A 19,603-nucleotide genomic window follows, 5' to 3' on the forward strand; every position below is an offset into this window, starting at 1 on the left:
AATGAAAATGAGAAAACTTCCGCTCTTTTTAAGCACAACGATGGCGTTTGCTGTATGTTCAGGCGCAGTATTGCTTCCTCATGCAGGTTTTGCTGCTCAGCAAGCTTACCACTTTGATTTCGGAACAGCGACAAGTCCTGTAGCTCCTGGTTTTACAAGGGTTTCCGAATCCACGCTATACAGCAGTGCTGCTGGATTTGGCTTAAGTAAAACAATCGCGAGCCGAGATCGTGGAGCTAGTTTCAGTGATACGTTAAGAGATTTTGTTATTGATAAAAGTTTCTCATTTAAAGTGGATATGGAAAATGGGGATTATTTCGTCAAAGTAACCGCAGGCGATGGAACAGCAAGCAATAAAACAGCTGTTACGATTGAGGGGATAAATCGTGGCGCTACGAATACGGCGAGCGGCAGTTTCCAAGATGTCACTGCTGTAGTCACCGTGGCAGACGGGCAGATGAACGTTGACATTGGCGGTAATGATGGCCGTCTCAACGCTATTGAAATTACGCCAGCCGTTGTCATGAGCGGTGTCAAGGTTGATAGCGTGAGCGTTGCACCAACGCCAACCGTACAGCTGAGCTGGAATGCCGCACAAGGCGTGAGTGAATACAGCATTTATCGGAAAGATGAAGGTCAAGCTGATTATGTCAAAATCGGAACAACGAGCGCAGCGGTATATGCAGACAGCTCAGTTGAGCTTGGTTTAACTTACACTTATGCAGTAACGAACACGACCGGTGGCTATGAATCACCGAAAAGTGATCCACTAATGGTTACTGTTGCGGACGGAACTGGGCAAAAACCAGCTGTTCCTGCACATTTTCAAATCGCGGATGCGACAGAAAGTTCAGTTAGCTTAGACTGGGACTCCGTATCCGGAGCTGTATATTACTATGTTTACAGATCGACAACCGAGTCGGGGACCTACAGTAGAATAGCAGGATCGTCAGATTCCTCCTATGTAGATCAATCCGTGTCAACGAATGTTCCTTATTATTACAAAATTGCTGCTGTTAATTCGGCGGGCCTCTCCGATCTCACAGGCTCTGTCGTATCACCAATTAAAAAAGTCTTCAAACGCCAAATGGAGCGTCTTGAACGCGGAACTACAGCAATTAAAGTGAGCAATGGCGTTTATGTCGGTTGGAGATTGCTGGGCACAGAGCCAAGCAGCATTTCATTTAATTTGTATCGCGACGGCCATAAGATCAATAACTCCCCGATCACTTCAAGCACGAACTTCCTGGATACGGAAGGAACATCACAATCGACTTATACAGTTCGAGCGGTGCTCAGTGGGATCGAACAAACGGCTTCAGGCAGCGCCTCTGTTATGGAGACGAATCATTTGGATATTCCTCTGAATAAACCTGCAGGAGGCACTACACCGGATGGGGTTGCCTACACGTATAATGCGAATGATGTCAGTGTAGGTGATTTGGATGGCGATGGACAATATGAATATGTTGTGAAATGGGATCCATCCAATTCCAAAGACAACTCGCAGTCCGGTTACACAGGCAATGTCTTTGTTGATGCATATGAGCTTGACGGCACACAATTATGGCGGATTGATTTGGGCAAAAATATTCGCGCTGGAGCCCATTATACACAATTCATGGTGTATGACCTAGATGGAGACGGCAAGGCCGAAGTCGCTATGAAAACGGCTGACGGAACCATTGATGGAGCTGGCGCTGTGCTTGGGAACGGGGCAGCGGATTATCGGAATTCATCGGGCTACATTCTGACCGGCCCTGAATACTTAAGCATTTTTGAAGGTGCAACGGGTAAAACGCTTACCAATACTTCCTATGACCCTCCAAGGGGCACCGTAGGAAACTGGGGAGATACGTATGGAAACCGGGTCGACCGTTTTCTAGCAGCTATCGCTTATCTGGATGGCGAGCACCCGAGCCTGATTATGGCACGAGGGTACTACACAAGAACAGTTCTTGTCGCGTACAACTGGCAAGACGGACAGTTAACAAAAGCATGGACGTTTGATTCAAACACTCCCGGAAATGGCAGCTACGCAGGTCAAGGGAATCATAACTTAAGCGTTGCTGACGTTGATGGTGATGGCAAAGATGAAATTGTTTATGGTGCAATGGCAGTTGACAACGATGGCAAAGGACTTTACACAACGGGCTTGGGGCACGGAGATGCGATGCATTTAAGCGACTTGGACCCGGATCGTCCTGGCTATGAGGTTTTTCAGGTGCATGAGGAGAAACCGAGCCGGGCAGGCTTGGAATTCCGTGATGCAAAAACAGGCGAGCTCATTTGGGGAAAACCTACAACTTATGATGTAGGCCGTGGCGTATCCGCCGATATCGACCCTCGGTACAAAGGGGCCGAATCTTGGGCTATCGATGCAGGAGGCTGGAACAGCACTTCAGGGGGCATGTACGATGTGAAGGGCAATGAGATTGCCACACATATTCCGCCGGCGAACTTCGCCATTTGGTGGGATGGAGATCTCCAGCGTGAGCTGCTCGACCATACTTACAGCGATACAACGCTGACGGGTGTAGGCAACATTTTGAAATGGGATTATGAGAATTCGCAAGTAAAGACGCTGCTTACAGCTGACGGGACTTTCTCCAACAATGGGACCAAAGGAAACCCGGGCCTGCAAGCCGATTTATTCGGTGACTGGCGTGAAGAAGCGGTGTGGCGGCTTGAAGACAGCAGCGCGCTGCGTGTATATATGACAACCGATGTAACCGATTATCGCTTCTATACCCTCATGCAAGATCCTATTTACCGATTAGGCGTGGCACGTGAAAATACGGGCTACAACCAGCCGCCTCATGTGGGATATTACCTTGGTGGAGGGATGACCCAGCCGCCAATGCCGAATATTACGGTGCCAGCAGGTGAACCTCAAGAGCCAGGCATTACTTTACATGGTGGAAGTACGTTAAAGCCAGGCGAGACGCTCTCGCTTACTTACGGATTGAGTGGTATTACGGAACCCATTATTGCACAGGATGTGAGCTTTACTTATGATCCTGAGTACTTCGAATATGTGTCAGCAAGAGGCTTGCAAGAGGGGGTAAGTGTTGTAGGGAATGTGTACAACACACCTGGCAAGGTGCAAATCATCTTGGTCAGTTTAGGGACGGATTACGGAGTGACGGGCAATAGCGATTTAATCTCGCTTCAACTCAGAGCCAAATCTGTCAACAGCACAGATTCCACCAATGTCTACAGCTCTGCACAAGTTGCCAATGCAGCAGGTGTAGAAACGACTTTCGAAAGTGTGAATAAACCGATTACCATTCGTTATGCCGACTTGTCCGCGTTGAATGCTCTTATTAGCACGGCAGAGACGGCATATGCACAGGCAGTAGAAGGTATTGGTCAAGGCGAATACCCTGCTGGCTCGAAAGCGGTGCTTCTCGCAGCAATTGCGAAAGCTAAAGCGGTGCAAGCGAATCCGGATGTCACGCAAGCTGAAATTGCGCAAGCTGTTACTGAGCTGAATGCTGCTTTGACAGCCTTCCAAGCTTCTGTGAACACAAGCCATGGCTACGATGTTAACAATTCCGGTCAAGTGAGCGTCGGCGACTTAGCTTTCATTGCCGCTCATTATGGAGAAATAAGCACGGATCCTAACTGGAATAGCAAAGCAGACGTCCATGCTGACGGCATCATTGATATTCAGGATTTGAGTGAAGTTGCCAGCTACATTTTAAAATGAAAATGGTTAATAAGTAGGCCTGGTGGAGATCTGTGATCTTCTGCCAGGCTTTTCTTTTTCATAACAAGACAGGTTCTCGAATACATATGAAATAGGCAAAAGAAGGTTGTCACACTCCTATCCTGTCAGCGATGAGAGCGCTTAAACGGGAGCTTCACTACTATACTTAAGAGGTGATTGAGCAATGAGCACGGAAAAGAATAAACTGACAACGAGCTGGGGCGCTCCCGTCGGGGATAATCAAAACTCCATAACCGCAGGGGCGCGCGGTCCAACTTTGATCCAGGATGTCCACCTGCTAGAGAAATTGGCGCATTTTAACCGGGAAAGGGTGCCGGAGCGGGTCGTTCATGCCAAAGGGGCAGGAGCACATGGCTATTTGGAAGTCACACAGGATTTAACGAAGTATACGAAAGCAAGTCTTTTTGCGGAGGTTGGTAAAAGGACGCCGCTGTTTGTACGTTTTTCGACGGTTGCAGGTGAAAATGGTTCTTCGGACACCGTTCGCGATCCACGCGGATTCGCCGTCAAGTTTTACACGGATGAAGGCAACTATGATCTAGTGGGCAATAATACGCCAGTCTTTTTCATTCGCGATGCGATTAAATTTCCTGATTTCATTCATACACAGAAGCGGCACCCGCAAACACATCTGAAAAACCCGAATGCCGTATGGGATTTCTGGTCATTATCGCCGGAGTCGCTGCATCAAGTGACGATTCTGATGACGGATCGCGGCATTCCAGCGACACTGCGGCACATGCATGGCTTCGGCAGCCATACGTTCAAATGGGTGAATAGCGAGGGCGCAGGCGTGTGGGTGAAGTATCATTTTAAAACCGAGCAAGGCGTCAAAAATTTAGCTCCTGATGTGGCGGCGCAGCTTGCGGCAGATAATCCGGATTATCATACGGAAGATCTGTTCAATGCGATTAAACAAGGTGATTTCCCAGCTTGGAAATTGTGTGTGCAGATCATGCCGCTTGAAGATGCGAATACGTATCGTTTTGACCCCTTCGATGTGACAAAAGTATGGTCGCAGAAGGACTATCCGCTCATTGAGGTGGGCCGCATGGTGCTGGATCGCAATCCGGAGAATTATTTCGCGGAAGTTGAGCAAGCGACTTTTTCACCGGGCACGTTGGTCCCTGGAATTGATGTTTCGCCGGATAAAATGCTGCAAGGCCGCCTGTTCGCCTACGGCGATGCGCATCGCTACCGGGTAGGGGCCAATCATCAGGCATTGCCCATCAACCGGCCGCGCAGTGAAGTGAACACGTATCAGCGGGACGGGCAAATGCGCGCAGATGACAATGGCGGAAGCTCGGTCTACTACGAGCCGAACAGCGTAGGCGGACCGAAGGAGTCCCCTGAGAACAAAATCGCGCCTTTTGAGGTATCAGGATCAGCTGACAGCGTAGGTTATGATCATCATGATCACTATACGCAGCCTGGTGATTTGTACCGGCTTTTGAGTGAGGATGAGCGTTCGCGGCTTGTTCAGACGATTGTTGGTGCTATGAAGCCCGTAGAATCGGACGAAATTAAACTGAGACAGATCGCACATTTCTATAAGGCAGATCCCGAATACGGCATTCGTATTGCCGAAGGTCTAGGATTATCGGTACCGGAATAAGATGAGAAGAAAGAGACAGCAACCTTTTCGTAGCAAAAGGTTGCTGTCTTTTTTTAAGCCGCATATCCATGAAAGAAGAAATTAATAATCCGAAGAGGTGATCAAGGTGGGAACTCGTCTATTATCAGAGCAATTGGTGAGAAATCGTTTTCCGCATTTGAAATATGTACGGATTCATACGCCGGAAAAGCATAAAGCGACGATCTATGCGTGGAACGAAGATTTGAACTTACCCGCCAAGGATGCTGAATCCCTGCAACGATATGCAAGCGGTTACTTATATCCTTATGTTTGCTATCAAGTGAAAGCCTATAACTTGGTGCAAACAGATAAAGTTCCACCGCCGGAGGACATTCCGGAAGCAGTGGTTCAAACGGCAAAGCGCAGGAATTTGAACCAATACGGCATTATTGAAGCCATTCATCGGCTATTTCCCTGCGGTCATTTATCGTTTGTCCACTATGATGCTGCTGAAAGCTTGATTTATTTTAATTTTCATGCTGACAGACGGCTCCAGAATCGTGAGAAAGAGGCTATGTACAAATATTTAAATGAAATTATTCCCTTGGGGTCTTATTGTGAAGTAACTTTTTATTAAAATGTCAGGTCAGTCTTCTTTAATTCGGAATTCGCTTTCTTCTCGCAGATAGCATATTTCACCTATCTGTACTTCAAATGGCGTATATTTTCTAATTTTGCCGACAGCTAGAAAAACGGGGATATCATCCGCCGTGAACTGTATAACGACGACATTCGCTTGTGCGAGTGCCGCCGCGAATAATTGCATGTCCGTTAGGAGCGTTTTGTCCAATTCGTTGTTCACACCTGGGTCCCCTTATCTCGTGATCCGCTGCTCTGGCTGCAAGACAGGAACCTGCACATTTACGGTATCCGGGTATTTGATGCCTGCCCCCGTGTTGAGCGCAATGACGCACTCATTTTCGGCGATCCAGCCGGATTGTTTCAGCTTCCTTGCGGCTGCGAACGTAGCCGCTCCCTCTGGGCACACGAATGCTCCTTCAAGCTCTGCGATTCGCTGTTGTTCTTGCAGCAGCTCCTCGTCATGAATGGAAACGGCGCATCCGCCGGTCGCATAGATGGCCTCTAAGACTAAGAAGTCGCCAAGCGCTTTAGGAACGTTAATGCCGAAGGCGACGGTCTTGGATTCCTGCCAAAATTCCGAAGCTTTCTCTTGATTTTCCCATGCTTTGACGATAGGTGCGCAGCCCTCAGCTTGCACAGCGACTAGTCGCGGCAATTTCCCTTGTACCCAACCCAAGGTTTGCAGCTCCTGAAGTGCTTTATAAATACCGATCAATCCAACGCCGCCACCTGTAGGGTACAAAATAACATCGGGCAGCTTCCAGCCCAACTGCTCAGCAATTTCAAGCCCCATCGTCTTCTTGCCTTCGATGCGGTAAGGTTCTTTGAGCGTTGAAGCATCATAGAGGCCATATGATTTGACGAGATCGGCAACAATCCGCCCGGCATCACTGATTAGACCGTTAACCAGATACAGATTGGACCCGGAAATCGCACACTCATTACGGGTAATGAGCGGAGCATCGACGGGCATGATGACCGTTGACTTCATCTTGGCTCTAGCCGCATAGAGAGCCCATGCTGCGCCTGCATTGCCATTAGTCGGCATGGCGAGCTCCTGCACGCCTAACTCCTTCGCTTTGGAGATGCCGACAGCAGCACCTCTGGCTTTGAAAGAGCCAGTAGGCAGCAAACCTTCGTCTTTCATCAGCAGACCGGGAATCTGCATATCTGCGCCGATGCTTGGCATTGGAAGCAGTGGGGTAAAGCCTTCGCCGAGTGTCACAACGTTCTCCGAATGAAGGACAGGCAGAAGCTCGCGATAGCGCCAAAGCGTAGGTTCGCGGTCGCGAAGCTGAGTAGGATCCATGGATAGCGCCAAACGCTCTAAGTCATAAGCTACCAGAAGCGGTGAGCCGCAGAGACACAATTGATGTCTGTCTTCGATCGTGTACGAAGTTGCGCATTTCGGGCAATAGAGGTGAGAAACAAAGCTATTTTGCATGACGGAAGTCTCCTAACATGTATTGGACCATTGGATAATTACTTAGTCATCGTAAAGGAAATCAAACCCACCTGTCAAACGGATCCTGAGGATATTGCTGCATTCGCACACAAGGGATTACAAACTCATCACCCTGTCGATTCCGTCATATGTTATCATGTACAGGTAAGTAGTCAATACGATGATCTATGAAGGAGTACGACTGGGCATGATAAGACAATCCCCCTACATACTATTATTGCTTGCCACTTGCATATGGGGAGGCAATTTTGTGGCCGGCAAAGCACTTGTCGAGCATATTCCGCCAATCACGCTAGCTGCTCTACGCTGGGGCATCGCTTTTCTATTGCTTCTACCGTTCTATGGTAAGCAAACTTGGCGGATAAGGGCTGAATTTCTTCGGAATTGGAAAATGCTGTTGTTCTTATCTGCAACTGGTGTTGCCGGATTTAACACATTAACTTATGTCGCGGTGCAATATACAGGTTCAATTAACGCTTCACTTATGAACTCTGCTACACCCATTATTGTGGTGATCTTAACATGGCTAGTTATGCGAGAGAAGCTCGCTTGGACGGCGATGCCGGGCATTCTGATTTCGATGGCCGGGGTGAGTTGGATCATTAGCCGAGGGAGTTTGACAGCGCTGCTCCATCTTTCCTTTAATAAAGGGGACTTGCTGATGCTGACAGCAGTTCTTTGCTGGGCTTTATATTCCGTTGGCATGAAAAAGGTAGCGGGGCGATTTCCGTCCAGCCCTTTGCTGCTCGCACAGGTTGTCGTTGCTTTACTGCTCTTGATCCCGCTGTCGATAACCGAAATAGCGGTGAAATCTCCGCACATTGTGTGGAGTTCAGCACTTATCTCAGGACTCATTTATATTGGCTTATTCGCTTCGATTGTAGCTTTTCTAAGCTGGAACCGAGCCATCGAAATCGTTGGTCCCCAGCGATGTGCGGGTTTCCTGAACTTCATCCCGATGTTCAGCGCGATATTTGCAACGGCTTTTACAGGTGAATCATTGAGAATGTATCATCTCTTGGGAGCGATACTCATCGTTGCAGGGGTCTATATCACGAATTATGCGATGAAGAAGCGGCAGAAGCATGCTGCTTAGATAATATGAGAGGCTGATCTTCGGTCATTTAGATGACTTGGGACAGCCTCTCTTTATGGAACTGCAGCGATTAGCTGGAAAAATTCCAGTTATTTCATGTGAATCCAGCCTAAAAATACGAATAACTGGAAAAAATACCGTTAATCCACACTAACTCCCCTACTTCCTGGCTTAAACGTTCCCAATAGCAGGAGAAATTCCATCTATTCACCCTATAGCTGAATGACTCAGTTAATTAGAGGTAGAATTTCCAGTTAATCTTAGAAATTTCTGCTAAAAAACCAAAAAAGAGACTCTCCCTCGGTCATTGGTTGACTTCAGGGACAGTCTCTTCGTTATTGTTGGAATTACTTCCGGTTTAGCTAAATGGAACGGAACTACAGGACGCTATTTGCAACAAAACAAGCTGTTCCCTCAATGAATGGAACTACAGGGCTTTATATCGCTAGAATGTATAAGTTTGTGGGGCGAAACTGTGAAATAACGGATCGTAGTTCCCCAAACAGGCGAAACATGTGCTTTTGTGAGAAATAGCGCACCAGAGTTCCCGATGTTGGATTTTGCTGCGATCTAATCGTTAAATTCTTCCAGATGACCATGGTTGCGGCGAATGATCTCAGCAGCTCCCAAATAGTTTGCATCCGCGACTTTGCAAGAGAGCACATAATGAAGTGCTTGGGTATCCCCGTCGCTCGCATAATCGGAAGAAGCGCGGGCTGCGGCCGGAGGCGCATCAACCATGGCAAAGCTATTGTTAATGTTCGCCTCATTTACTAATCCTCCGCTTTCCATGAACGGCAGCAGCAGCCGTCCACTGCCGTTATATCCGCCCTCTAGGGAACCAACCTCGAGCATTTGCGGATCGTATTTCATTAGCAGCGCTTTGGCACCCTCGGCTTGGTTTTCCGTGTGAAAATACGCTTGAATCATTCGGCTCATCATTCATCATCCTCTCAAATAGGTTAGGTGTTCCTATGGTAGGCTTACCCCAATTCTATTGAAAAACCGACCTTTATGCCAAAATAAATTAAACTTAGATCTTTAATCGGGATGATCGGGATTAATATAAGCAAACATCCTGCATTATAAGCGAGGTTTAAGAAAGAGATTAGTAAAAATGATTGGACATTCTACTCTCTTTAGTTCAAAATAGAATTAAGTGCAGGGGAGGTCAACCAACATGCCAATAAACAACTATCGTAAATTAATAAGCATCTTCTGGACATTTCTGCGGATCAGCCCACTTACTTTTGGTGGCGGGTATGCCATGCTGCCTGCTATTCATAGAGAAGTCGTTGAGACGAATAAGTGGATGTCTGATGATGAGATGACTGAACTTCTTGCCATATCCGGAGCAGCTCCGGGCGGCGTAGGCGTGAATGTTTCTGCCTTAGTCGGCTATCATTTGGCGGGAATTCGGGGAGCCGTAGCAGCCGTCATCGGCATTACGCTTCCTACCTTTTTGATTGTTATGATCCTTAGTATGGTTTACGCATTTCTCCAAAGTTATCCGAAAATGCAAGCTATCATGGAGGGGATTCATGCTGCAATTGTTGGACTGATCGCAGCAGCTGCCTACAAAATGGCGAAGTCATCCATTATTGATAAAATGACGCTTTTTGCCGCCGTGGCTACCGTGCTCGTCCTGCTTTTCCTCCCGATATCACCGATTTTAGTGATTGGCATCGGGGTTGTGGTCGGGATTGCTGTCGTTTTCTTGAAGCAAAAATGGGGAATGAAAGATCCATTCGCGAACAAAGAAACGCAATCGCAGTCGCCCAAAACCAACCGGGCCGCAGATTATTTCATTGCTGACGGCATATGAGGGAAGGTGATTAAGCGTGCTATTCAGTTTATTTCTTACTTTTTTTAAGATTGGGTTTATCTCCTTTGGCGGCGGATATGCGATGATGCCAATCATCCAGCACGAGGTGAGCAAGAATAACTGGCTGACAGATGAAGCTTTTAACCAGGTTGTTTCTTTGGCAGGATCAGGTCCAGGACCGATCGCGACGAATTGTGCCACACTAATTGGTTTTCAGACGGCTGGCGTGATGGGCGCCATCGCGGCGACGCTCGGAATGGTGCTTCCATCTCTCTTATTGATCATCGTATTAGCGGCGTTTTTGTACAAATGGCATAATAATCGATGGTTCAAATCATCATTTTATGGATTGAAGCCCGTTGTTACCGGCTTAATTATATTTGCGGCGATTCACTTTGGAATGGCAGGATGGGGCGAAGCCAAACTGCCGATTACCTGGCAGCAAATTGCTACGATTTTAATCTCAATTGGCGCTTTTGTAGGAATTGTTAAATATAAGCTGCATCCATTTATTATTATTGTAGGCGCGGGCATTATGGGCATTGTCTTCTTTCTATAGACGATTAGCAGGAGCTCTCTTTCATTCCTTCAGGGAAGTAGAAAGGGGGCTTTTTGGCATCCTAAAAAAGTGAACAGAACGTGTCCAATTATGATAAGAAATTATTTTATGTGCTATAAAACAATATTATTTTCCTTTTTTATGCTATATAATATACAATATATAATAAATAGAACACACTATATAAGCGCTTTTGAATGATTTAGGAGGGAAACATCATCGAGCTGACATCCCGCCAGTTGGAAATTATTGATCTTGTGGGCAAGCATGCCCCGATTACGGGGGAGCGCATCGCTGAGCTTTTAGGCATTAGCCGCCCAACGATCCGTTCGGATCTGGCTGTTTTGGTGATGCTGGGGCATATTGATGCCAAACCGAAGGTCGGTTATTTTCTTGGAAAAACTGCCCTTGAGGTCAATTCACCATTTAAGCATATTGAGGCGATGAAGGTCAAAGAAGTCATGGGCATTCCCGTCGTGCTTAGGGAAACGGTTACGGTCAGCGATGCTGTCGTGACACTTTTTCTCGAAAATGTAGGAAGTTTAATGATTGTTAATCAACAGGGGGCTCTAGTAGGCATCGTTTCACGAAAGGATCTGCTTAAAGTGACATTAGGGCAATCCGCCGCGAACAGCATGCCTGTTTCGCTCGTTATGACGAGGCATCCGAATATTGTTACCGTGAACCCGGAAGACAGTGTGTTAGAAGCTGCTCGGAAAATGATCCATCATCAAGTTGACGGATTGCCCGTCGTTAAGCTGGCAGCGCCTGATCAGGAACATGATGAAGTAATTGGCCGAATTACGAAAACGACGATGACCAAACTGCTGCTTGAAGTAGCGCTGGGGATTTAATCAGGAGGAGTGCAAGTGGGAGATAAGATGCATACGATTTTCGTTTGTTCGGATTCTGTAGGGGAAACGGCGAATACCGTCGTACAAGCAACAATCCGCCAATTTAATGCAAGCCAAGTGCAGGTCAAGCGCTTCGGGTCGATCCGAACCGAAGATGAAGTGCGCTCCTTAGTGGAAGAAGCCTCGAAAGTGAACGGTTTTATCGCCTACACACTGGTTCTTCCTGAACTTAGGGAGATGATGCGGCAGGAAGCAATTCGACTTAGCGTTAATGCGATTGACATTATGGGACCTATGATGCAGGCATTCATTGATACTTTCAAGGATTCACCGAAGCGCAAAGTAGGTCTGCTCTATCAGATGGATGAACAGTATTATCAGCGGGTTGAAGCGGTTGAATTCACTGTAAATAGTGATGACGGCAAAGATCCGAGCGCGATGAAACACGCTAACATTGTCCTGCTTGGGCCTTCCCGTACCTCCAAAACGCCGCTAAGCATATATTTGGCGCATAAAGGGAATAAAGTGGCCAATTACCCGCTTGTCCCAGAGGTGAAGCCGCCTGCCATTATATATGAATTAAATCCTAAGAAACTAATTGGTTTAACGATGAGTCCTGATCAACTCGTGCGCATTCGCACAGAACGCTTGAAAGCGGTAGGGCTTCCTTTTGGCGCCAAATATGCGACCGGGGAGCGAGTCAAAGAAGAGCTGGCTTTTGCGATGAAATTGTATCGCGAGCTGGGCTGCCAAATCATCGATGTTAGCGAGAAAGCAATCGAAGAAACAGCAGGTCTTATTTTAGCCAATAGAACATAAACGCACAGACAATCCCAAAGTAGAAAGGGTGAATGGATGTATGCAAAGAGATTTGTCACTGGAAATTGTTCGGGTTACAGAATATGCTGCTTTGGCGTCCGCTCGGTGGACTGGAAAAGGGAATAAACATAGCGCTGACGAAGCGGCTACATCTGCCATGCGTTCTATTTTTAGCTCCATTCCATTTCGGGGAACTGTTGTCATAGGGGAAGGAGAGATGGATGAAGCTCCGATGCTCTATATTGGCGAGGCTGTGGGCAGCGGTTCTGGTCCTGAGTATGATGTGGCTGTTGATCCGCTAGAAGGTACGGACATTGTTGCAAGCGGCAGAAATAATGCGCTTTCTGTGGTAGCTATTGCCGAGAAAGGGAATCTGCTGCATGCTCCAGATATGTATATGGAAAAGCTGGCCGTCGGTCCGCGATTAGCCGGTCATCTCCGGTTAGAGGATCCGCTCGAAGTGACGGTACGCAGAGCCGCGGAGCTGCTGCAAAAAGATGTAACCGAGCTAACCGTCTCGATCTTGGATCGCAAAAGGCATGCCGACAAAATCTTAGTACTGCGCACCTTAGGTGTTAAAATTCATCTGCTCAGCGACGGTGATGTAGCGGGAGCTATGGCGACAGCCTTTCCCGAAACGGGCATCGATCTGCACGTGGGTTCGGGAGGCGCGCCGGAGGGTGTGCTTGCTGCGGCAGCGCTGCGCTGCATGGGCGGCGAATTCCAGGGACGGCTTCTGCCTGAGAATGAGGCTGAGATTGCCCGCTGCTTGGCCATGGGGATCACGGATCCGTCCAGAGTTCTTGGCATGCGTGATCTCATCGGAGATTCCGATATTTACTTCGCGGCAACAGGTGTCACCTCCGGTGATTTCCTGAGCGGTGTGAAATATCAATTCGGTGGCCGCGCAGAAACTCACTCGGTCGTCATGAGGGCAGAAACGCAGACCGTGCGCTTCATTCATTGCGTCCATCAGACACAGGTGTATCTTGGGAGCGCCTAAAGCGTAATGAGGACCATGTATGTCAACTTTGGTTGAGATGCATGGTCTTTTCTTTGTTCTTGCCATAAGTGTTCATGTGCCAAGTCCTTAGTCGCATATACTTTAGTTGAAAATGATGCGAAAAGAGGGATAACTATGAGTAAGAACCCCATTGATTTCCTTGCCGTCGTCCGGAGCTGTATACCTCAAGAAGCAGAGATTGTGCAGCTCCAGCAGCAGGGGAATCCCGCGGCGATTTTGTATGCGGACGTTGACGGTGACGGCTCTCCCGAAATCACGGCGATGTATAGATTTTTAGATAACCAGTACCTGTTCTCGATCAAGGATTATTCCGGTAACTGGTTTCCTATTGCATCTGCAGCCACGGGAGGAATTAGGGGAGTAACGGATTTTGCCGCAGCGCCGGTTTCACGCAGAGAAGGCTGGGATGTGATTATCGGCTGGCAGCAGGAGGGCAGGGGGGCGGAAGCGGGCTGTGAGCTCGATATCATCCAGTGGACGTCAAGCGGCTTTCAGCGGATGATTCCACCGGGGACCACGTACAATCATTTGGAGATTGAGGATATGCCAACCCGGGAAGGGCAAGACGGCTTGTGCGAACTCGCGCTTTGGGTGAAAGAGCAGGATCAAGCGTATCAGGTGCAGACGTACCGCTGGGAGCCGTATCGGCTTGTTCCGACGCAGGACGTTCATCCTTATTATTTTCAGCGAGTCAGCCGCTACTACGAGGACTTGGTGCGTGATCATCCGGAGGAGCCTGCTTACCGGAGTCTTCTGGAGGATGCGAAGAAGAAGGTTGGCGGCGAAGGTGGCAAGTGAGTGGGTGGATTGTTCGGTTTGTTGATTAAGCAGGAGGATTATGGGAGCAACGATTAACGATTGATTGGGAGAATTATGGAAACTGCGATTGATCTGAAGATTGTGGAAGTAGCGTAATAAAAAGAGGCTATCAAGCCTTCTTCTAAGGGCTGTCGCCAAAGTAGAGATATCTACTGGGGCAGCTCTCTTTGCGTTTTGCAGTGGAACGGACTTACGGACCCAGCAGCCGTTATTCCACCAAATTCGGCTGGATTCGAGGGCTAACGGACTGAGGCGCCGTTATTTATGGATTTGGTAGCCGTTTTAGTCAAGTTCAAGATCAATAACGACTCTGGAGTCCGTTAGCTGCAAATATTCTCTCAAAAGTAGCACATAGCGTCATCTCAGTCCGTTAGCCGACAACAACTATCCCACCACCAATAGCAACTCAGCCGTCACCTCTCCCCATATAACTTACCGATCTGTTACGGATCCAGCTGCTGCTATTCCGCCCTCTGAATGACGGCTTCTATCCTGATTTTGAAGGGTCAATAAATGTTGTGAATGGCCATCCAACGAAATCAAGAAGACAAGCCGGTTTTCTGCCTAAATAAGACATGTCGTAATTTCTTAACTCTTTTGTCCTAATGTTAGACTAAAAATCCTATTATTCCTATGCTACATTTATGTAGGATGTCTTAATATTACATGTAGCGATGAGGTAATGAGATGAGCAAAACATTGAGAATCGGCATTATTGGCGGCGGCGGTATTGCTGGCGCACATGTAAGAGCCTACCGAGAGCTGGCTGATGTAGAGATTGTAGCGGTTGCAGATGCTGTTCCAGGCAAAGCGGCGCAATTCATTGATTTTTGGCAGCTTACAACGGCGCAAGCCTTTGATGATTACCGTCAGCTGCTAGAGCTAGACCTTGACGGAGTAAGTATTTGCACCCCCAACGTGGCTCATCACCGCACAACGGTAGATGCCTTGCTGGCAGGTAAAAATGTCATGCTTGAAAAGCCGATGTCCGTTACATTGGATGAAGCGGTAGAAATGGCGCAAACGGCGAAAAAGACAGGCTTCATGCTCAATGTTGGCTTCCAGCCGAGGTATGATCCGAACATGAAAACCATTCAAGATGTGGTTCAGTCCGGTCAACTGGGCAAAGTGTACTACGTGGAAACTGGCGGCGGACGTCGCAGAGGGATGCCTGGCGGTACATTCATCTCCAAGGAAATTGCTGGTGCTGGCGCAATGGCAGATATTGGCTGCTACTCGCTCGATATGGCACTTAATGCGATGGGATATCCGAAACCGCTTACCGTATCCGCTTACAGTTCGAACTTTTTTGGTACGAACCCTTTGTATCATAAAGAAGCAGCGCGCTTCGATGTTGAGGACTTCGGTGTTGCGATGATCCGCTTTGAAGGTGACCTCGTACTGAATTTCAAAATCTCATGGGCGATGCATATGGATACATTAGGACCGACCCTGTTCCTTGGAACCGATGGCGGACTTAAAGTGACGCCAGCTGGTAAAGGGCCATGGAGCGGGGTGTTTGATGGATCTGTAGGATCTATCACGTACTTCCATGATGTTCTTGGACATCATACCGAAAGTCAGATTCCAATCATTGAACATAGCAAAAATTTATTTAACGAAAAAGTTCGCGATTTTGTTGAAGCGGTTCGCGACGGCAAGCCTGCACCGATTCCAGGTGAGCAAATCGTCCGGAATCAAGCAGTTATTGACGGTATTATCCGTTCCTCGCTCTTGAAACGCGAAGTTACTATTGAACTTCCTAATTAATTCATAATAAAATTCAACCTACTTTGGAGGTAATCTTATGTCACGTATTTTCCGTATTGGTATCATTGGTTGTGGTGGAATTGCAAATGGTAAGCATTTGCCAAGCTTGAGCAAACTGAAGAACATTGAAATTGTTGCATTCTGTGACATCGTTGGCGAGCGCGCAGAAAAAGCGGCTGACAAATACGGCGCAGAAGGCGCAACTGTATATGAAGATTACAAAGAACTATTAACAGACGCTACGATTGATATCGTGCATGTTCTTACTCCGAATGACTCACATGCGGAAATTGCTATTGCAGCTTTGGAAGCTGGCAAACATGTAATGTGTGAGAAGCCAATGGCCAAAACGGCAGCAGATGCCAAACGTATGGCTGAAACAGCTAAACGTACAGGCAAAAAGCTTACAATTGGCTACAACAACCGTTTCCGTGCGGATAGCCAGCATTTGAAACGTGTTTGTGAGCAAGGTGAGCTTGGCGAAATTTATTTTGCTAAAGCGCATGCGATTCGCCGACGTGCTGTTCCGACATGGGGTGTATTCCTTGATGAGGAAAAACAAGGCGGAGGCCCGCTCATTGATATCGGGACACATGCTTTGGACTTGACGCTTTGGATGATGGACAACTACAAACCGAAAGTTGTACTTGGAACGTCCTACCACGAATTGTCCCAGAAGGAGAATGCGGCTAATGCCTGGGGGCCATGGGATCCAAGCAAGTTCACGGTGGAAGATTCCGCATTCGGGATGATCGTGATGGAAAACGGAGCGACAATTATGCTGGAATCCAGCTGGGCTCTGAACACGCTTGAAGTTGACGAAGCGAAGTGCTCACTGAGCGGAACGGAAGGCGGAGCAGACATGAAGGGCGGACTTCGTATCAATGGCGAGAAGCACAGCCGTTTGTACACAACAGAAGTCGATCTGAAAGCTGGCGGAGTTGCTTTTTATGACGGGGCCAAAGAAAGTGATGCGGATCTGGAAATGCGTACTTGGATCAAAGCGATCGAAACAGACGCAGAGCCTGTCGTGACACCTGAGCAAGCCTATGTTGTATCGCAAATTTTGGAAGCTATTTATGAATCAGCGCGTACTGGAAAAGCCGTTTACTTGAATAACTAGTAAGTCGAAAAGGGGGGCTGCTGCCTCTCTTTTTTTTGCCAACATTTGAAAAAATGCTGCTAAAAAGAGTATGCTTGAACTACTCTGGTGTCTAAGAAAGGATGGATGTAGGGATGGATTTGGGGTTGAAGGGGAAAGTAGCCTTAATTACAGGCGGGAGCAAAGGGATTGGCCTAGCGACTGCGATCACGTTATCTCGTGAAGGTGCGAAGGTTGCTATTTGTGCGAGGAATGAGCAGCAGCTGCAAGAAGCTGCCAAACATATTGCCGAATTGACCGAAAGCCGTGTGCTTGCGATTCAAGCGGATGTCATGTCGGAAGAAGATTGCAAACGCGCTGTCGAGCAAACGGTTGAAGCATTCGGAGGTATCGATATTCTGGTAAATAATGCCGGGACTTCTGCAGCAAAACCTTTTGAACAGGTGGAAACGGAAGTATGGCGGCAGGATTTGGAACTGAAATTGTTCGGAGCGATTCATTGCTCCCGTTATGCGATTCCATATATGAAGCAAGCTGGAGGCGGCTCCATTGTGAATCTTACGACGTCTGCGGCCAAAACACCGCCGGCTTCCTCCTTGCCCACAAGTGTCAGCCGCGCAGCGGGACTGGCTTTAACCAACGCAATGAGCAAGGATCTTGCTGGTGCCGGCATCCGAGTTAACACGGTTTGCATCGGGAAAATTCGCAGTGATCAGCTGGAAAAAGCCTGGAAGCGTGAAGCGCCTGAGCTCACATGGGATGAGTATGCAAGTGATGCACGGCACGCAATCCCTCTAGGACGTATCGGTGATGCAGAGGAAGCAGCGAATGTGATCGCTTTCCTATCCTCCAAAGCCGCTTCCTATGTGACGGGAACTTCGGTCAATATTGATGGTGGCAAAGGTGAAGCTTTGTAAATGATACCTATACCGGCTCTTTATTCGTTTGTGAATAAGGGGCTTTTTGGCGACTACACAGCTCGAAGTGCATTATAAGAGAAAGGGGGGACATCTGAATGAAGCTAAGTGTGTTAGACCTTGTTCCCGTTATTGACCAAGCAGACGCTGCAACTGCCTATGAGCAAGCCGTCAAGTTGGCCAAGCAAGCCGAGAAGTGGGGCTACTCGCGCTACTGGGTTGCCGAACACCATGATATGCCCGCGCTGGCTTGTACATCGACTGAGGTGCTCTTATCGCATATCGGCGCGAGAACGGAACGTATTCGCATCGGTTCAGGTGCGCTGCTGCTGCCACATTATAAGCCAATGAAGGTGGCTGAAAGCTTTCATATGCTAGCTGCCTTATACCCAGGCAGGATCGATCTTGGCATCGGGCGGGCGCCCGGTGGTTCAGCCAATGCCGCGATTGCGCTGAGCGGCAACTTCTTGGATAACGTCCGCCAGATGCCGGAGATGTTGAGGTCATTAATGGCCTTGCTGGAAGGCCGGTTTGCCTGCGAGGGGCAAGCGGTAACGGCAAGGCCAGTGCCCCCGATTGCGCCGGAAGTGTGGATGCTCGGCACAAACACGAAAAGCGCAGCATTAGCTGCTGAGCATGGAACTGGCTACGTATTCGGCCAGTTTATGAGCGACAGCGCTGCTAATGAAGTGGTGCGAGGCTACCGGGAACGATTCGTACCGTCCGCACAAGGGCAGGTCCCCCGCGTTATGATCGCGGTAGGTGTAGTTTGCGCTGCTTCGGAGGAGGAAGCGCAGCTGCTTGCAGCTGGCATGCCTTGGCTGCAAGGTGCAGAGTTTCAACCCCAGCGTAAAGTGCTCGTCGGTACAGCAGCTAGCGTGCGCGAGCAGTTGGAGCTGATCGCACGCGACTGTGAGGTCGATGAATGTCTACTGGTCACGCCAGTTGCAGATTATGAGCAGCGGCTGCGTTCATATGAACTTATGAGTTCAATCATTTCCTGACAGCTTACAGAGCAGTGGTGTCTCACCACTAAGCTAGCAAAAAGGCTGCATCCCTAGTAGATATTCTACTGGAGATGCAGCCTTTCATACTTATTTGCGAGCCCTATAAGACATGTTACTAGCGGCGTTTTTTACGTAAATACCAGACTAACATGGAAATGGTGTCCCGGATTGAAGCGGTTTGGTAATACCTGAGTGTCAATGTCATAAGCAAGAAACCTCCCTAACCCTGAAAGTATGTCATGCATGAACAGTACTACGTAAAAAGTCTCAGGATGGTTTTATTTTTTTTTAATAATTTTTTAACACTGTTTTTTAAACAAATACCTCTACTTTCTGGATTAAACTTTCCGCTAGAAAGTTGGATAATAAACATGTAAGCGTTATCCAAATTTGAT

General features: G+C 48.0%; 17 protein-coding genes. 14 read left to right on the forward strand and 3 right to left on the reverse strand.

Going from position 1 to position 19,603, the window contains the following annotated elements; translation table 11 throughout:
* The first annotated feature begins 1 nt into the window (after nt 1).
* The 3 genes from GQF01_RS18945 to GQF01_RS18955 all read left to right on the forward strand — a co-directional run bounded on the left by GQF01_RS18945 (nt 2) and on the right by GQF01_RS18955 (nt 5,946).
* The gene (locus GQF01_RS18945) at nt 2-3,712 is read left to right on the forward strand and encodes a rhamnogalacturonan lyase family protein (RefSeq protein WP_202556504.1); all 3,711 of its coding nucleotides are present in this window, start codon (nt 2-4) and stop codon (nt 3,710-3,712) included.
* A gap of 184 nt (nt 3,713-3,896) precedes the next feature.
* Nucleotides 3,897-5,348 carry a catalase KatA gene (gene katA / locus GQF01_RS18950; RefSeq protein WP_161408311.1) on the forward strand — a complete coding sequence of 484 codons (1,452 nt, stop codon included), beginning with the start codon at nt 3,897-3,899 and terminating at the stop codon, nt 5,346-5,348.
* Nucleotides 5,349-5,454: 106 nt separating this feature from the next.
* A complete protein-coding gene (locus GQF01_RS18955) occupies nt 5,455-5,946 on the forward strand; it encodes a hypothetical protein (RefSeq protein WP_161408312.1) in 492 nt (163 codons plus the stop codon).
* A gap of 9 nt (nt 5,947-5,955) precedes the next feature.
* On the opposite strand, the gene GQF01_RS18960 is transcribed toward GQF01_RS18955, so the two are convergent.
* Nucleotides 5,956-6,171 (reverse strand): hypothetical protein, encoded by a 216-nt coding sequence (locus GQF01_RS18960; RefSeq protein ID WP_161408313.1) that lies wholly within the window; start codon nt 6,169-6,171, stop codon nt 5,956-5,958.
* Between the two features lie 12 nt (nt 6,172-6,183).
* Nucleotides 6,184-7,395 carry a threonine synthase gene (locus GQF01_RS18965; protein ID WP_161408314.1) on the reverse strand — a complete coding sequence of 404 codons (1,212 nt, stop codon included), beginning with the start codon at nt 7,393-7,395 and terminating at the stop codon, nt 6,184-6,186.
* A 208-nt stretch (nt 7,396-7,603) separates the two neighbouring features.
* Between GQF01_RS18965 and GQF01_RS18970 the strand changes: the two genes are divergently transcribed.
* Nucleotides 7,604-8,512, forward strand: coding sequence for a DMT family transporter (locus GQF01_RS18970; protein ID WP_161408315.1), 909 nt, complete (start codon nt 7,604-7,606; stop codon nt 8,510-8,512).
* 570 nt (nt 8,513-9,082) lie between these two features.
* On the opposite strand, the gene GQF01_RS18975 is transcribed toward GQF01_RS18970, so the two are convergent.
* Nucleotides 9,083-9,451 (reverse strand): hypothetical protein, encoded by a 369-nt coding sequence (locus tag GQF01_RS18975; protein WP_161408316.1) that lies wholly within the window; start codon nt 9,449-9,451, stop codon nt 9,083-9,085.
* 241 nt (nt 9,452-9,692) lie between these two features.
* Here GQF01_RS18975 and GQF01_RS18980 point away from each other — a divergent pair, with 241 nt between their 5' ends.
* The 10 genes from GQF01_RS18980 to GQF01_RS19025 all read left to right on the forward strand — a co-directional run bounded on the left by GQF01_RS18980 (nt 9,693) and on the right by GQF01_RS19025 (nt 19,205).
* Complete coding sequence (locus GQF01_RS18980) at nt 9,693-10,337, forward strand: chromate transporter (protein WP_161408317.1); 645 nt, start codon at nt 9,693-9,695, stop codon at nt 10,335-10,337.
* Between the two features lie 16 nt (nt 10,338-10,353).
* Complete coding sequence (locus GQF01_RS18985; RefSeq protein ID WP_161408318.1) at nt 10,354-10,896, forward strand: chromate transporter; 543 nt, start codon at nt 10,354-10,356, stop codon at nt 10,894-10,896.
* A gap of 239 nt (nt 10,897-11,135) precedes the next feature.
* Complete coding sequence (locus GQF01_RS18990) at nt 11,136-11,750, forward strand: helix-turn-helix transcriptional regulator (protein ID WP_161408319.1); 615 nt, start codon at nt 11,136-11,138, stop codon at nt 11,748-11,750.
* Nucleotides 11,751-11,777: 27 nt separating this feature from the next.
* On the forward strand, nt 11,778-12,569 hold the full coding sequence (locus GQF01_RS18995; protein ID WP_161408545.1) for a pyruvate, water dikinase regulatory protein: 792 nt from the start codon (nt 11,778-11,780) through the stop codon (nt 12,567-12,569).
* A 40-nt stretch (nt 12,570-12,609) separates the two neighbouring features.
* A complete protein-coding gene (gene glpX / locus GQF01_RS19000; protein ID WP_161408320.1) occupies nt 12,610-13,572 on the forward strand; it encodes a class II fructose-bisphosphatase in 963 nt (320 codons plus the stop codon).
* A 135-nt stretch (nt 13,573-13,707) separates the two neighbouring features.
* The gene (locus GQF01_RS19005; protein ID WP_161408321.1) at nt 13,708-14,391 is read left to right on the forward strand and encodes a hypothetical protein; all 684 of its coding nucleotides are present in this window, start codon (nt 13,708-13,710) and stop codon (nt 14,389-14,391) included.
* A gap of 708 nt (nt 14,392-15,099) precedes the next feature.
* Nucleotides 15,100-16,182, forward strand: coding sequence for a Gfo/Idh/MocA family protein (locus GQF01_RS19010; protein ID WP_161408322.1), 1,083 nt, complete (start codon nt 15,100-15,102; stop codon nt 16,180-16,182).
* 37 nt (nt 16,183-16,219) lie between these two features.
* Nucleotides 16,220-17,305 (forward strand): Gfo/Idh/MocA family protein, encoded by a 1,086-nt coding sequence (locus GQF01_RS19015; protein WP_161408323.1) that lies wholly within the window; start codon nt 16,220-16,222, stop codon nt 17,303-17,305.
* A 113-nt stretch (nt 17,306-17,418) separates the two neighbouring features.
* Nucleotides 17,419-18,201, forward strand: a complete 783-nt coding sequence (locus GQF01_RS19020) for an SDR family NAD(P)-dependent oxidoreductase (protein ID WP_161408324.1) — start codon at nt 17,419-17,421, stop codon at nt 18,199-18,201.
* Between the two features lie 98 nt (nt 18,202-18,299).
* Nucleotides 18,300-19,205, forward strand: a complete 906-nt coding sequence (locus GQF01_RS19025) for an LLM class flavin-dependent oxidoreductase (protein WP_161408325.1) — start codon at nt 18,300-18,302, stop codon at nt 19,203-19,205.
* Nucleotides 19,206-19,603 lie beyond the last annotated feature (398 nt).

Source organism: Paenibacillus silvestris (assembly GCF_009882985.1).
Classification (GTDB): Bacteria; Bacillota; Bacilli; order Paenibacillales; family NBRC-103111; genus Paenibacillus_E; species Paenibacillus_E silvestris.